This window comes from Kribbella sp. NPDC005582 (assembly GCF_040605415.1).
Taxonomy (GTDB): Bacteria; Actinomycetota; Actinomycetes; order Propionibacteriales; family Kribbellaceae; genus Kribbella.
In genome coordinates this window covers 2,271,612-2,286,035 of sequence record NZ_JBEXCU010000001.1, presented here as the reverse complement: position 1 = coordinate 2,286,035, position 14,424 = coordinate 2,271,612, and the positions used below count along the sequence as shown (strand labels likewise).

The 14,424-nt window shown below is 67.9% G+C and carries 16 protein-coding genes and 1 riboswitch; of the genes, 4 read left to right on the top strand and 12 right to left on the bottom strand.

Annotated features, from left to right (window positions below; translation table 11 throughout):
* Positions 1–122: 122 nt before the first annotated feature.
* Positions 123–944: a glycerophosphodiester phosphodiesterase family protein gene (locus ABZS29_RS11310; RefSeq protein WP_355460750.1), complete on the bottom strand. Its 822-nt coding sequence runs from the start codon at positions 942–944 to the stop codon at positions 123–125.
* A 39-nt stretch (positions 945–983) separates the two neighbouring features.
* Between ABZS29_RS11310 and ABZS29_RS11305 the strand changes: the two genes are divergently transcribed.
* A complete protein-coding gene (locus ABZS29_RS11305) occupies positions 984–1,958 on the top strand; it encodes a zinc-binding alcohol dehydrogenase family protein (RefSeq protein ID WP_355460749.1) in 975 nt (324 codons plus the stop codon).
* Here ABZS29_RS11305 and ABZS29_RS11300 read toward each other — a convergent pair.
* Genes ABZS29_RS11300 through ABZS29_RS11280 form a run of 5 tightly spaced genes read right to left on the bottom strand, consistent with a single transcriptional unit; the run spans position 1,955 to position 6,362 of the window.
* Positions 1,955–3,292, bottom strand: coding sequence for an LLM class flavin-dependent oxidoreductase (locus ABZS29_RS11300; RefSeq protein WP_355460747.1), 1,338 nt, complete (start codon positions 3,290–3,292; stop codon positions 1,955–1,957). The genes ABZS29_RS11305 and ABZS29_RS11300 overlap by 4 nt on opposite strands.
* Positions 3,289–3,960: an ABC transporter ATP-binding protein gene (locus tag ABZS29_RS11295; protein ID WP_355460745.1), complete on the bottom strand. Its 672-nt coding sequence runs from the start codon at positions 3,958–3,960 to the stop codon at positions 3,289–3,291. The genes ABZS29_RS11300 and ABZS29_RS11295 overlap by 4 nt, the downstream gene beginning before the upstream one ends.
* Positions 3,936–4,772, bottom strand: a complete 837-nt coding sequence (locus ABZS29_RS11290) for an ABC transporter permease (protein ID WP_355460743.1) — start codon at positions 4,770–4,772, stop codon at positions 3,936–3,938. The genes ABZS29_RS11295 and ABZS29_RS11290 overlap by 25 nt, the downstream gene beginning before the upstream one ends.
* Positions 4,769–5,815, bottom strand: a complete 1,047-nt coding sequence (locus ABZS29_RS11285; protein WP_355460741.1) for an ABC transporter substrate-binding protein — start codon at positions 5,813–5,815, stop codon at positions 4,769–4,771. Before ABZS29_RS11285 ends, ABZS29_RS11290 begins: the two co-directional genes overlap by 4 nt.
* Positions 5,808–6,362 carry a flavin reductase family protein gene (locus ABZS29_RS11280; RefSeq protein ID WP_355460739.1) on the bottom strand — a complete coding sequence of 185 codons (555 nt, stop codon included), beginning with the start codon at positions 6,360–6,362 and terminating at the stop codon, positions 5,808–5,810. The genes ABZS29_RS11285 and ABZS29_RS11280 overlap by 8 nt, the downstream gene beginning before the upstream one ends.
* 255 nt (positions 6,363–6,617) lie before the next feature.
* Here ABZS29_RS11280 and ABZS29_RS11275 point away from each other — a divergent pair, with 255 nt between their 5' ends.
* Both ABZS29_RS11275 and ABZS29_RS11270 read left to right on the top strand, forming a co-directional pair.
* Positions 6,618–7,100 carry a sigma-70 family RNA polymerase sigma factor gene (locus tag ABZS29_RS11275; protein WP_355460737.1) on the top strand — a complete coding sequence of 161 codons (483 nt, stop codon included), beginning with the start codon at positions 6,618–6,620 and terminating at the stop codon, positions 7,098–7,100.
* On the top strand, positions 7,097–7,675 hold the full coding sequence (locus ABZS29_RS11270) for a methylated-DNA--[protein]-cysteine S-methyltransferase (RefSeq protein ID WP_355460736.1): 579 nt from the start codon (positions 7,097–7,099) through the stop codon (positions 7,673–7,675). Before ABZS29_RS11275 ends, ABZS29_RS11270 begins: the two co-directional genes overlap by 4 nt.
* A gap of 90 nt (positions 7,676–7,765) precedes the next feature.
* Here the strand turns inward: ABZS29_RS11270 and ABZS29_RS11265 are convergent, their stop codons facing one another.
* Positions 7,766–8,437: a methyltransferase domain-containing protein gene (locus tag ABZS29_RS11265; RefSeq protein ID WP_355460734.1), complete on the bottom strand. Its 672-nt coding sequence runs from the start codon at positions 8,435–8,437 to the stop codon at positions 7,766–7,768.
* A 150-nt stretch (positions 8,438–8,587) separates the two neighbouring features.
* Between ABZS29_RS11265 and ABZS29_RS11260 the strand changes: the two genes are divergently transcribed.
* The gene (locus ABZS29_RS11260; protein ID WP_355460732.1) at positions 8,588–9,292 is read left to right on the top strand and encodes a flavodoxin family protein; all 705 of its coding nucleotides are present in this window, start codon (positions 8,588–8,590) and stop codon (positions 9,290–9,292) included.
* Between the two features lie 6 nt (positions 9,293–9,298).
* On the opposite strand, the gene ABZS29_RS11255 is transcribed toward ABZS29_RS11260, so the two are convergent.
* The 5 genes from ABZS29_RS11255 to ABZS29_RS11235 form a co-directional block, all read right to left on the bottom strand.
* Positions 9,299–10,621, bottom strand: coding sequence for a cytosine permease (locus ABZS29_RS11255; protein WP_355460730.1), 1,323 nt, complete (start codon positions 10,619–10,621; stop codon positions 9,299–9,301).
* Positions 10,610–10,727, bottom strand: a riboswitch (TPP riboswitch). It overlaps the preceding gene by 12 nt.
* Before the next feature lie 22 nt (positions 10,728–10,749).
* Positions 10,750–11,412 carry an alpha/beta hydrolase gene (locus ABZS29_RS11250; protein WP_355460729.1) on the bottom strand — a complete coding sequence of 221 codons (663 nt, stop codon included), beginning with the start codon at positions 11,410–11,412 and terminating at the stop codon, positions 10,750–10,752.
* Positions 11,409–12,224 (bottom strand): hypothetical protein, encoded by an 816-nt coding sequence (locus ABZS29_RS11245; RefSeq protein WP_355460728.1) that lies wholly within the window; start codon positions 12,222–12,224, stop codon positions 11,409–11,411. Before ABZS29_RS11245 ends, ABZS29_RS11250 begins: the two co-directional genes overlap by 4 nt.
* A 42-nt stretch (positions 12,225–12,266) precedes the next feature.
* Positions 12,267–13,106 (bottom strand): DUF3152 domain-containing protein, encoded by an 840-nt coding sequence (locus tag ABZS29_RS11240; RefSeq protein ID WP_355460726.1) that lies wholly within the window; start codon positions 13,104–13,106, stop codon positions 12,267–12,269.
* A gap of 54 nt (positions 13,107–13,160) precedes the next feature.
* The gene (locus ABZS29_RS11235) at positions 13,161–14,354 is read right to left on the bottom strand and encodes an ATP-binding protein (RefSeq protein WP_355460725.1); all 1,194 of its coding nucleotides are present in this window, start codon (positions 14,352–14,354) and stop codon (positions 13,161–13,163) included.
* Positions 14,355–14,424: the final 70 nt, after the last annotated feature.

Sequence of the window (14,424 nt, the reverse complement as noted above, 5' to 3'; positions counted from 1 at the left end):
AAAACACCGGCGGGAATTCCGTTACACAGCTAACGCTTGAACCACGGGAGTTGTTGGGAAACTGTCATGAAATCGAGCGACATTTAACGTAACAATAACCGCCCGCATTCATCGGAACACCCTTAGGGACGTCCGATCTCTCGACTCTCGTCCGACAACACCCGGAGTACGGACTCCGGCCGGTCGCTGATGATCGCGTCGACCCCGATATCGCGGCAGTGCCGCATATCGGCCTCCGCGTTCACCGTCCACACATGTACCTGGTGACCGTGCTTGTGCGCTCGGTCGACGTACTCGGGGTGAGCGGTGACGATCTCCAGGCTCGGACCGGCATGCGAGACCCCGGTCGGCAGCGAGCCGTCGCGGAACCGCAGCGGCACCCGGTCCATCAGCAGTACGGTCCGCAGCCCCGGCGCCAGCACCCGCATCCGCCGCAGCGACAACCAGGAGAAGCTCATCACCCGGACCGGCGATTCGGTGCCGATCTTCGGATGCGACCACCCGTACCGCCCGAGTGCCTCGATCAGACGCCGTTCCACCAGTCCGGCGTACCGAGTCGGGTGCTTGGTCTCGATGGCCAGCTCCAGCGGCCGCCCGGAGTCCCGTACGGTCGCCAGCAGCTTGTCCAGCGTCAGCACCGTGGACAGGTCCGGATCCGGCAGTTCGGCGTCCTCGTCGAGATCGGACCACGGGTTCTTCCAGGAACCCCAGTCGAAGGCCTCCAGCTCCTGCAGGCTCATCGTGGACAGCACGCCTTTACCGTTCGAGGTGCGCTCGATCCGGCGGTCGTGCACACAGACCAGATGACCGTCCGCGGTCAGCCGGACGTCACACTCCAGACCGTCGGCCCCGGCATCGATCGCTCGGCGGTACGCCGCGAGCGTGTGCTCAGGACTGGTATCGCTGGATCCACGGTGCGCCACCACGCTCGGGCGTTTCCCCATGTAGAGAACTCTGACACGGCAGGAGGCAGGATGGTCGCCATGGACATGCGAGCAATCGTGCTGGACCACCCGGTGGAACCCGAAGAGCTCCGAGTACGCCGGGTGCCGGTTCCCGAGCCGGATCCGGGCTGGGTGCGGATCAAGGTCGAGGCCTTCGGACTGAACCGGTCGGAGTATCACCTGCGAGCCGGGCTGGCGACCGGGGCGACGTTCCCGGTCATCCCCGGGATCGAGGCGGTCGGCACCGTCGATGCCGCCCCGAACGGCGAGTTCGCGCCCGGGCAGCAGGCGGCCGCGATGATGGGCGGGATGGGCCGCCAGTACGACGGCGGCTACGCCGAGTACGTCGTCGTTCCCGCCACGTCGATCGTCCCGGTGACCACCGACCTGGACTGGGCCACGCTCGGCGCGCTCCCCGAGATGCTGCAGACAGCCCACGGGTCGCTGTTCACCGGCCTGGCGATCGAGCCCGGCCAGAGCGTGCTGATTCGCGGCGGTACGTCGTCGATCGGCGTGGCCGCCGCCGCGATCGCCAAGGAACACGGGCTGACCGTGTTCTCCACGACCCGCAATCCGCACCGTGTCGACGTTCTTCGCGACCACGGTGTCGACCATCCGATCGTTGACGACGGCAACGTCGCGGCAAAGGTCCGGGAAATCCGCCCCGAAGGCGTGCACGCCGCTCTCGAACTCGTCGGCACAAATGCGCTTCCCGACACGTTGAAAGCCGTCGCGGTGCACGGCACCGCGTGTTTCACCGGAATGCTCAGCGACAACTGGTCGATCCCGGACTTCTATCCGATGGACTATCTGCCGAACGGCGTCCGGCTGACCGCCTACAGCGGGGAAAGCAACGATCTCCCCGCCGAGGCGTTCCAGCGGTACTGCGATCTGGTGGCCGCCGGCAAGCTCTCGATCCGGATCGATCAGGTCTTCACGATGGAAGAGATCGGCGCGGCGCACCGGATCATGACCGACGGCAAGGCGGTCGGGAAGCTGGTCGTCCGGGTCTAACCGGTTGCCTCCTGCAGAACCGTGGACCGGCCGGCGGGGCGGGCTAGGCCGTAGTGGTCTCGGAGGGTTGTCCCGGTGTACTCGGTGCGGAACAGACCGCGCCGCTGCAGGATCGGGATCACCTCGTCGACGAAGACGGTCAGCCCGGACGGGAGCACCGGCGGCATGATGTTGAAGCCGTCGGCCGCTCCGGCCGCGAACCACTGCTCGATCGCGTCGGCCACTTGGTCCGGCGTACCGGTGAAGGTGCGGTGACCGCGGCCACCACCGAGGCGGCCGATCAGCTCGCGGACGGTCAGCTTCTCGCGGCGGGCCAGCGTGACGATCAGCGTGTAGCGGCTCTTCGCGCCCTCGATCTCGTCCTCGTCGGGCAGTTCGGCCGGGAGCTGCTGGTCGAGCGGCAACGCCTCCGGCGCGACGCGCAGTGTCTTGGCGAGCTGCAGCCGCGCGTACTCGGGCTGGATCAGCTCGTCGAGCTGCCGTTCCAGCCGCTGCGCCTCCTCGACCGTGGACCCGATCACCGGCACGATCCCGGGCAGGATCTTGATCGTCTCCGGATCGCGGCCCAGCGCCGCCGTACGGGCCTTCAGGTCACGGTAGAAGTCCTGGGCGTCGGCCAGCGTCTGCTGGGCCGTGAAGACGGCCTCGGCGTACCGGGCGGCCAGTCCCTTGCCGTCCTCCGACGAGCCGGCCTGCACGATCAGCGGATGCCCCTGCGGCGACCGCGGCAGGTTCAGCGGGCCGCGGACCTGGAAGTGCCGGCCGACATGATCGATCGGTACGACGCGGTCGTTGACCGCCCAGACGCCGGCCTCCTTGTCGGCGATCGCGGCATCGTCCTGCCACGAGTCCCACAGCTTGTACGCGACCTCGAGGAACTCGGCCGCCCGGTCGTACCGCTCCGCGTGCGCGGGCTGGTCGGCCAGGTTGAAGTTCTTCGCCGCGTCCGGACCCGCCGTGGTCACGACGTTCCAGCCGGCCCGCCCACCGCTGACATGATCGACGCTGGCGAACCGCCGCGCGAGATTGAACGGATCGTTGTACGTCGTGGATGCGGTCGCGATCAGTCCGATCCGCGAGGTCACCGCGGCGATCGCGGTCAGCAGCACGGTCGGCTCCAACGAGCCCGCCGGCCGCCGGCCGACCTCGCCGAACAACGCCGGCGAGTCCGCGAAGAAGACCGAGTCGAACAATCCGCGCTCGGCGATCCGCGCCAGCTCCTGATAATGCTCGATCGACGTGTTGGCGAACGGATTGCTCTCCGGCAGCCGCCACGACGCCTCGTGGTGACCCGTACTCATCAGGAACGCATTCAGATGCAACTGCTTGCTCACAACGAAACCCCCAACGCGTCAAGAAGCCGCGACCGGACCGCGGCAGGTTCGTCCACCACTTCTTCGGCGATCAGCCGCCCGTCCTCGAGCACGAGAATCCGATCTGCCAAGGCGACCGCCTCGTCGACGTCATGGGTCACGAGCAGGACGGCGGGCCGGTGCACCTCGCACAAAGTGCGCAGCAGGGCATGCATCTTCAACCGCGTCAGCGCATCGAGCGCACCGAACGGCTCATCGGCCAGCAACAGTTCAGGCTCCCGCACCAGCGACCGGGCGAGCGCCACCCGCTGCTGCTCCCCACCCGACAGCTCGTTCGGCCACGCCTTCTCCCGGCCGGCGAGACCGACCTCGGCCAGACTCTTCCGGCCCTGATCCTCGGCGCCGCGCAGTCCGAGGACGACGTTCTCCAAGACCGTTGCCCAGGGCAACAATCGCGAGTCCTGGAAGACGACCGAGACGTTCTGAGGCACCACCAGTTCGCCCGAGCCGGCGACGTCGGGGTCCAACCCGGCGAGGGCGCGCAACAGGGTGCTCTTGCCGGAGCCGCTTCGGCCCAGCAGGGCAACGAACTCGCCGGGCGCGATCTCGAGATCGACACCGTTCAGGACGGCTCGGTCGTCGTACCGGCGGACCAGATCGCGAGTTACGATGCCAGCGTACGGCGCCATGACAGGGCCCTCCTTTGAATCAAGCGAACAGCCCCGTCGGAGAGCAGGCCGAGAATTCCGTACAGGACCAGGCCGACGATGATGATGTCGGTCTGCCCGTAGGTCCGGGCCAGCTCCATCATGTAGCCGATCCCGCTGGTGGCGTTGATCTGCTCGACCACCACCAGCGACAGCCACGCGCCGGTCACGGCGAACCGCAGACCGAGCAGGAACCCGGGCAGCGCCCCCGGCAGGACGACGCGCCGGATGAACTCGCGCTGCGACAGGCCGACGGTCTGCGCGAGCTCGACGTACCGGCTGTCGATGGTGCGCAGGCCGTTGTGGGTGTGCAGGTAGATCGGCACGAAGACGCCGAGCAGGATCGTCACGACCTTCATCGACTCGCCGATCCCGAGCCACAGAATCAGCAGCGGCAGCAGGGCGAGCGACGGAATCGCGCGCTTGATCTGGATCGGTCCGTCGAGGATCGCCTCGCCGAGCCGGGAGAGCCCGGAGATCAGCGCCAAAGCGACGCCCAGCACGATGCCGAGGCCGAGTCCGACCAGCGCTCGTTGCGATGACGTCCACAGGTTCGACTGCAGACGGCCGTCCGAGATGAGCTCACCGGCGGTCGTGACGACCGTCCACGGCGCCGACAGTACGCGTTGGTCGATCCAGCCGGTGGCCGATCCGATGCTCCACCCGACGAGCAGCAGGATCGGTCCGATCGCAGCACCGAACTTGATCGGCTTCCCCGGTCCGAGCCGGCGCCGCCGTACGACGGGCGCGGAGCGCGTGACAGGCCGCACCCCGGGCAGACTGGTGACGGTCATTTCGCCGCACCTGCCTTGATCGCGTCGGCCGCGACCGTCTGGAACCGCAGGTCGTAGAGGTCCTTGGCCTGGATCACCGGGTTCTTGGTCTCCGCGGCCAGCAGTTCGATCGTCTCCTGGTTACGCGTGATCGCGTCGCTCCAGTCGGCCGTGATGTCCGGGTGGCCGGCGTTGTCGACGAGCCACTGACCGTCGGCCTCGGTGAGTCCCTGGTCCTTCACGTAGTACCCGGCGATCCATTCCTTCGGGTGCTTGTCGATCCAGTCCTGCGCGACGCCCCACGCGGCGACGTACGCACGAATGGCGGCCGCCTTGGCGGGATCCTCGAGCGACTCGACCGGACCGTAGAGGTGACCGGCGTCGTCCCGGATCCCGTGCTGCAGCGTGGTCGCACCGTCCTTGCCGTACTTGGCCGTGTAGCGCTTGATCTGTACGCCGCCGATCGGCGCGACGTCGACCTGCTTACCTGCAAGGGCGTTCGTGTACACGTCCCCCGTGCTGGGCAGCTCGATCAGCTTCACGTCGTCCTTGGTCAGGCCGGCCTTCTTCAGCACCTTGAGGACCAGCGCGCCCTGCGCCTGCCCCGGACTGAACGCGATCGACTTGCCCCGCAGGTCGGCGAGCGTCTTCACGGTCACGCCGGGCGCGATCCCGAGCTCGTAGATCGGGTGGTTGATCGCGTCCTGGCGGAACTTCGAGGCGACGATCTTCACCTTCAGCCCGGTCCAGGTCGCGTGGATCGCGGGGATCTCGGCGACCGAGCCGAGGTCGAGCGCATGCGCCCGGAACGCCTCGGTGGTCTGCGGTCCACCGCTCAGGTTCGCGAACTTGGTGTACTTCTCCACCTTGTCCAGCTGGCCCGACAGTTTGAACGCGACCTGGGTAGCCGGGTCGCCGACGACGATCTTCGCGCCGTCCGGGACGGTCGTCGGCAGCGGAGCATCCAGCGCGAGCTTCGCGCCACTGCCCGCCTGGGCCGCGCCGCCGCAGCCGCTCACGACGAGCAGCGCGGCGAGAGCGAAGTACTTCAAAGACTTAGACATGGTGAACCCTCGGGGTGGCGGTGGCGTAGCGACCGTCGTGGTAGAGCAACGGCTCGTGTTCGCGACGTTCGGTGTGGGTGATCAGGCGGGCGACGACCAGGTAGTGGTCGCCGACAGCGAAGCGGTGTTCGACGTGTGCGCGCAGGACGCTCGGCGCTTCGTCGAGCACGGGCTCCCCGGTGTGCAGCCGGGACCAGCGGGTCGGCGCGGCGAAGCGGTCGATCCCGCTGGTGGCGAACCGGCCGGCGATCGCCTGCTGGTCGTCGGACAGGAAGTTGATGGCCAGGGACTCGGTACGGCTGACGGTCGGCCAGCTGGACGCCTTGGTGTCGATGGCGAACGAGACGAGCGGCGGCAGCAGGCTGACCGAGACCAGTGAGGTGGCCGTGAAGCCCACCGGGCCGTGGCCCGCGTCGGCGGTGATCACCACGACGCCGGCGGCGTGGCGACGGAAGACGTTGCGGTAGACGTCGGCGTCCACGACACGCTCTTCGGAGCGATCGGGGACCAGTGAGAGGGCAGGACGGTGCACAGCGGGGACAGACATGGGTCTCCCTCGAACAAGGGGCACGCACAGAAAGAGATCAGGGTGATGGCGCAGGCAGAACAGGGGTCACCGACAGGTGGCGCTCGCCGTCCGCAGCAGATCGATGACGCGACGGCGGGTGAGCAAGGTCGTCGTCATGTCAGCTATCTTCGCACCAATGTCTACTGAAGAACTGCACAATCTCGCCATCCGGGACGGCCGTCCAGAAACGGGTGGCCCTCACACCTGACGGACCCGCTGCGTTTAATGAGCATGGTGACTGTCGAACTGCCGCCGTTCCAGGCTCTCGTCGACGCGCACTGGCGGGACGTCGCCCGCCTGGCCCGCGCGCTGGCCGGTCCTGTGGACGGCGACGACGTGGCGCAACGCGCGTGGGAGAAGGCGTTCGCCGCCTATCCCGGACTGACCTCGGCCAAGAACCTGCGCAGCTGGCTGCTCACCATCACCGCCCGGTGTGCGACGGACGTACACCGGGCCCGCCGGCCGCAACGGCCGCTCGACGACGCACCGCCGGTCGCGGTCGACGGCCCGGACGCCGCCGACTGGCCGGATCCCGAGCTGTGGCAGGCGGTCAACGGGCTGCCCGAGCGGCAGCGGTACGCCATCACCCTCAAGTACGTCGGCGACCTCGACCACCACGGAGTGGCCGCCGTACTGGAGACCACCCCCGCAGCCTCGCGCCGACTCGTCAGCGACGCTCTCGCGACCCTGCGCCGTACCCTCGGAGTTGACTCATGAACTCACTGGAGGACCGGCTCACCCGGTTCAGCACCTCAGATTTGAAGCCGCCTGTCCTGCCGGACGCCGACGTCGCCTACACATTGCACGACACCCCGATCGGCACGCTGCTGCTGGCGGTCGCACACGGCCGGGTGGTTGCTAGCTCGTTCGGCGACGAGGAGACGATGACCGGCCGGCTCGCGCGTGCCGTGTCGCCGCGCGTACTCCGCCAGCCGCGCGCACTGGACGCCGTACGGCGGGAGCTGGACGAATATCTCGGGGGTGAGCGCCAGGAATTCACCGTGCAGGTCGATCTCGCGCTCGCGACGCCGTTCCAGCAATTGGTGCTGAGCGACCTGCGCACGCACACCAGCTATGGACACACCAAGACCTACGGACAGCTCGCCGGGGAGATCGAGCGGCCCAAGGCCGCCCGAGCCGTCGGTACGGCGCTGGGCGCGAATCCCGTGTGTGTCCTGCTGCCCTGCCACCGCATCATCGGCGGAAGCGGAGCGCTGACCGGCTACGCGGGCGGACTCGAGGCGAAGCGCTATCTGTTGGAGCTCGAAAAGAAAAGAATGGTTTCCGCGTAGCCGCGGGAATGTCTTTAGAGTTGAAGGAATCAGGAGCAGGTCCCCAATGTGGAGTGGGGATCTGCTCCTATTTCTTCGGGGTTTAAACGTTCAGGCGTGGATCTCAAGGATGAGCCGGCGCCGGCCGCCCCACTCGCGCTTGTAGACCTTGTAGTTTTCGATCCCCGCGGCGGCACAGAGCCGGCCGTAGCTGATCTCGTCGTGGATGTAGTGCACGCTGCTCAGCCCGTCGGCGTGCTCGGTGGTGACGATCCGGTGCTCCGGTCCCTGCCGCATCCCGATCGCGATCTCACCGGCGGTCGCCGGTCCCCAGGACGGACCCTCGATGATCGCGATCCCGCCCGGCTTCAGCACCCGGGAGATCTCGCAGATCGTGGAGATCTGCTCGTCCTCGGCGAACAGCTCGTGGAACGCGGTCCACAGGCAGATCACCGCGTCGAACGAGTCCCACGCATAGGGCAGATCGGTCATCGAGCCGATCGCCCAGTCGATCGCCAACTCCTCCTCGAGCGCCCGGGCGCGGCCGGCCTCGACCAGGTTCGGTGAGATGTCGAGGCCGCGCACGGTCTTGCCGGCTCGTGCCAGCGGCAGCGAGATCCGGCCGTAGCCGCAACACAGGTCGAGGACCGATTCGCGGCCCTCGAGCAGTTCTTCGACGGCCTTGACGATGTCTGCGTCCCGCTCGGGCGAGGTCCGCGCGGCCAGACCGTCGACGCCGAGTTCGGCGTACTCGGCCCGGCTGCGCAGTGCGGAGTTGAGCATGGGCGCAAGTATCGCGGTTACGCCAGGTCAGTTGTCCAGTGGGTCCGGTGACATTACGGCCGACGAACCATCGGGGGCCGGGCCCTGTCCGATCGCTTCCCCCGGCCGCACTGTGGTCCCGACGGGATTTCCCCACTCCGAGGAGCAACCATGCCGACGTACGACGATCTGCACGCCCTGTTCGTGAACTGCACCCTGAAGCGGTCGCCGGCGGTGAGCAACACCGAAGGCCTGATCGAGGTGAGCGGTCAGATCATGCGTAAGCAGGGCGTGCAGGTCGACGTGATCCGGGCCGTCGACCACGACATTGCGACCGGTGTCTGGCCGGACATGACCGAGCACGGCTGGCCGACCGACGAGTGGCCGGCGCTGCAGGAACAGGTGATGGCGGCCGACATCCTGGTGATCGCCGGTCCGATCTGGCTCGGTGACAACAGCTCCGTCACCAAGCAGGTGATCGAGCGCCTGTACGCCAACTCCTCGATCCTCAACGAGCACGGGCAGTACGCGTACTACGGCCGGGTCGGCGGCTGCCTGATCACCGGCAACGAGGACGGGGTCAAGCACTGCGCGATGAACATCCTCTATTCGCTGCAGCACCTCGGGTACACCATCCCACCGCAGGCCGACGCCGGCTGGATCGGCGAGGCCGGCCCCGGCCCGTCGTACCTGGACGCCGGTTCGGGCGGCCCGGACAACGACTTCACCAACCGGAACACGACGTTCATGACCTGGAACCTGTTGCACCTGGCCCGGATGCTGAAGGATGCCGGCGGCATCCCTGCCCACGGCAACCAGCGCTCCGAGTGGGACGCCGGCTGCCGTTTCGACTTCGAGAACCCCGAATACCGCTGAGCTTGCTCAGGCAGCCTGGCGGCGACCGACCCGGCCGAGCAGCACCGCCGCGACCATCGACACGATGATGCTTGTGTACGTCGCGCCCAGCCAGCCTGGTACGGCGTGGCCGCCGAAGAGCTTGCCCTGGACATCGAGCCAGAACGGCGACCAGCCGGCGACCGTGCCGGGGTTGACGAGTTGGTACGCCACGAAGCCGATCAGCCAGGCGACCGCGGGCTGCCAGCGGAACTTCGCCGTACTGGAGACGTCCCACTTCATCTTGCTCACCAGGAAGAAGTCGGCAATGGCGACGGCGAAGAGCGGGATGAAGACCGAGCCGATCAGGTAGAGGAACTGGGTGTAGTTGCCCAGGTCAACCAAGAGGGCGAGGCCGGTGGCCAGGACGCCGATCGCGACCGAGATCCAGCGGCGGTCGACGTGGCCGATCAGGTTGTGCGCGGCCATCGTGGTCGAGTAGACGTTCGCGTAGGCCTCGTCGACCTCGTCCACCAGCAGCACGAACAGTGCGATCGCGCCGGCGGGCAACGTGACCAGAGCCGTGATCACGTCCTCGCTGTTGGTCTGCAGAGTCGCGACCGCGAAAACGCCCAAGGCGTAGTACAGGATCGCGGCCAGGCCGTAGCCGAGCGCGGAGCCGCCGAAGGCCGCCTTGTTGGTGCGGGAGTGCCGGGTGTAGTCGGCGGCCAGCGGCGCGAACGAAACAACGCCTGCGGCCGCGAGGTCGACGGCCGGCCAGAAGCCGTACACGCTGTCCTGCGGCAACGCGTGCACCGGCTTGCTCAGCACCTGCACAAATAGGTAGACCGAGGCAACCAACACCAGCCAGACCATGAACTTGCGCAGCACCTTCACGCTGCCCAGCGGGCGAACCGCCATCGTCGTCGCGATGATCCCGGCCAGTACGACGAACAGCCAGCGCCAGCGCTCACTCGTCACCGCGACCGCGGCCTGCGAGATCACGATGATCTCCATGGTCGCCCAGCCGATGTTCTGCGCGATGTTGAGCACGGTGGGGGCCATCGACCCGCGGCGACCGAAGATTCCGCGCAGCGCGGTCATCGCCGGCGCTCCGGTCTGCGAACCGAAGACCGCCGCGCCGCCGAGCACGAGCGCGCCGATCCCGCAGCCCACGACGACCGCGAGCAGCCCCTGCCACAACGATCCCGTGTACGCCGCGACCAGCGCGCCGGTGACCGGACCGAACAGCGAGATGCCGAAGTTGCCCCAGAGTGTGAACTGGTCCAGGAACCCCAGCGTCCGTGGCGCATCCGTGGTGAGAACCAGCGGTGCTTCTTCGTTGGCAGGGCGAATTGCAGTGTCAGTCATTGCGATCCCTACGCCGGCATTACCCGGTCAGGTTCAGGCGGTCGGCGACCCGGTGTCACGTCGCCCTCTCAGCCCGCATTCGGTGCGAGCTCCCGCAAAGGTTTTGCTACCGCGTCAACGATAACGCGTCAGTCGCCGGGCCGCGCGGCGGCTGCTCGCTGGATGAGCGCGGCCACCTCCGGGCCGTTGGTCAGCACCGGCATGTGCGAGCCCGTCTCCAGCGTCCGCGCCTCGCCGTGGGTGAGCTCCGCCAGCCGAAGGACCCAGTCGGCGGGCGACAGGTGGTCGTAGCGGCAGCGCACGATGATCACCGGCGCCTGGACCCGGGTGATCACCCCAGCCATGTCATGTCGCCGACAGGCCTCCGCGGCCCGGGCAATAGCGCGGAACGTTGTCCGCGCGTACTGCGGCGCCAGCACCGGTATCAGCCGCGGAGTCTCCGGCAAGGTCGACTCCAGCCACCGCATCGCCAGCGTGGGCCAGGTGACCGTACCCGCGTCACCGGTCGGAGCGATCAGGACCAGCGCGTGCACCAGTTCCGGGTGGGCGACCGCCAGTTCGACGACAATCTGTGCGCCGGCGGAGTGCCCGACCAACACCGAGCGCTCTCGGACCTTCTGCTCCAGCCGGGCAGCGAGCGCCCCCGGGTGCAGATCATCACGGTCGTCGGCAGGCTCGCCGTACCCGGGAAGTGTGACCACCTGGTACGGCAGCGAGAGGTGCTCGACCGTGGGGGCGTACGACTCCGGCCCGAGGCCGAGGCCCGGGACCAGGACTACCGGGGCGCTCACTCCCAGGGCGGGCGGCCCGGTGCCGCCCGGACTACCGTGTCGAGATCCGGCTTGAGCTCGCGGTAGCCGAGGAAGAAGCCGGCCGCCAGGATCAGCAGACCGAACCCACCCCAGGCGTACGCCGTCGGCAGCCGGTCCAGAGTGTCGTCGGCGGACCCCAGGCCGGTCGACAGCACCATGACTGCCCAGATCAGCAGCGGAATCAGCGAGACGCCGACCAGTCCGCCACCGATGAGCTCGTAGATGTCCGGCTGGCGTCCGAGCTTGCGCCGAGCCAACAGGTCGCGCGCCCAGAGCACCAGCGCGGCCAGACCGACCAGAACGATCAGCAGCTGCCCCAGTGCGTCGATCACGTCGGTGCGCAGCGGGTGGTTGAGCGGTGAGCCCGGAGCCTGGGTGATCTCCCGGATCGAGACCCGCTGGATCGTCACCGCCATCAGTCCGTAGACCGCCGCGATGATCGTCGCCAGCAGCACCACCTTGGCCGCGCGTGGATCACGGTCGGCGAAAGGCTCCTTACGCCCGTACGTCGGGAAGGCGGCCGGATGCGGGTCCACGGGAGCGCCGTACGGGTGGCCCGGCCGATAGCTCGGTGGCTGCGCCGGGTCGGTCGGCGGACCGCCGTACTGACCTGGCTGGGAGCCATAGGGCTGCGCGGGCGCATAGGGGGCGGGCGGCAGTGGCTGACCACCGCCGGCGTACGTGCCGGCGCCGTACGGCGTGGGTGGCGCGAAGTGCTGCTCTTCGCTGGGTTGCCCCTGCTCCGGGCGCTCCGGCTCCCGCCCGTACGTCGGGAAGTCCTGTGACGACATCGCTGCTCCCTCCCTCGGGACTCAGCTTCTCACGGGAGGTGGTCAGGTCGCTTTGATCGTCGGCCACGCGTTCGGCCGGCAACCACCGAGCCCCTTGGTCTGCTGCATCATCACCGGCGCCGGCGACTGCGCCTTCGTGCACGTCGAGTGCCCGTGCCCGAGCGCGTGCCCGACCTCGTGGTTCACCAGGTAGTTGCGGTACAACGCCACATCCCCGCCGTACGCCGGTACGGCGTACATCCAGCGCTTGGCGTTCAGCACGACCCGGTCCTCGACCCGGCAGGACACCTCACCGCCGGTGTCGAGCGGCAGACACAGCTTGTCGGTCAGCGTCGGCGTCGCCACGATGATGCGCAGATCCACGTCACCCGTGTCGGTCCGCTCGAAGCTCACCGGATGCACCGCCTGCCATCCGCGCGGATCGGTCAGCGTCTTGTGAATGCTCGCCGCCACCGCCGCCGCGTTCAACGACAGCCCCTGCTCGATCTCCACCCGGTACGTCAGCTTGTCCCGCACCCCGGTCGCCTTGTCCGACCCCGGCACGACACTCAGCTTCCCGCTCGACACCGTCACATTCGGCTTCGCGCCCTTCGGCTGCCGAGTCAACGTAGGTGCCGGCCGCAACGGAGTCGTCAGATGCGTCGAAGGCGTCGGCACCACCACCGGAGTAGGCACCACGGGCTGCGCCACCGGAGTCTCTGCTCCCGCAACAACCTCAGCAGCCAAACTCCGCCGCCCGGTCACATCCGGATGCACCACCATCACAGTCCCCAGCACCGCCAGCGCCGTCACCGAGAACCACTGCACCCGATGCGACTTCTTCCGACTGTGCCGCCCACGCACGGACACCCCAGCACGCTGGCCAGTCCGTCCCGTGGTCATGCCGATTCACCCTACAGACTCCCGCGCCCACCTCAAAAGGCCCGCCTCAGCGTTTCAGGCAGTGCGGGTGCGGAGGAATTTGCCGAAGTGGGGGACGGTGAAGGCTACGGTGCCGCGTTCGGCGGAGAAGACGAGGCCTTTTTTGATGAGACCGTCTCGGGCTGGGGAGAGGGATTGGGGTTTGCGGTTGAGGGTGGTGGCTACTTCGGCGGTGGGCACGGAGCCGTCGTCGGCGGCTATGCCTAGTTCGGCCATCGCGCGCATGTACTCGCGTTCGGCGGGGGTGGCGCGTTCGTAGCGGGAGCCGAAGAAGCCGACGGTGAGTTCGGCGGAGGCTTCGGGGGCGGCTACGGCGACGTCTTTGATGGTGATGGGTGAGGTGGGGGCGTGGTCCCAGGTGGCGTGGGCGAAGGCTTGGACGAAGTACGGGTAGCCGTCGGTCTGGGCGTAGAGCTCGTCGAGGGCCTCGGCGTCGTACTGCACGCCTTCGCTCTCGGCGGGGATCATCAGCGCGCGGTCGCAGGCTTCGCGCGCGAGGCGGTCGACCCGCACGTACCGGAAGAGGCGCTCGGAGTACGACTTGCTGGCAGACAGTACGGCGGGCAGATGCGGCAGCCCGGCGCCGACCACCACCATGGGTGCACTCTGCTGTGAGATCTCATGGCAGGCGGCGCACAGTGCGGACAGGTCATCGGAGCTGATGTCCTGCATCTCGTCGATGAACAGTCCGACCCCGACCGACAAATCACCCGCCAGGTCAGCCGCATCGGTGAACAGCTCGATCAGATCCATCTCGAGGTCACCGGAGTCCGCACGTCCCTTGGCCGCGGCCACATCAACAGGCGGATGCCACCGGATGCCCTTGCGGTCGTTCACATCGGTCCGCAGCGCAAATGCCTTCAGTACGGCGCTGAACTGGTCGACCCGATCGTCGTCCCGGTGCCGGTGTCCCAGTTCGCGCATCGCCGTGTGCAGGGCCTGCGCAACGGGCAGCCGGATGCTCTGGTCCGGGCGAGCCTCGATCTTGCCCGTGCCCCAGGCTCGCTTGATCGCCTGGCTGCGCAGCGTGTTGAGCAGCACTGTCTTTCCGACCCCACGGAGCCCGCTGAGCACGAGGCTCCGCTCCGGCCTGCCTGCCGCGACCCGCTCGAGCACGACCTCGAACTGCCGCACCTCGGTGTCGCGTCCGGCCAGCTCAGGCGGCCGCTGACCGGCGCCGGGCGCATAGGGATTCCGGATCGGATCCATGCTGCCACTGTATGAGCCCGTCTAGCGTTTTCCGTAGATTGACCAATCAACAACGAGAGCGTGTCGCGAC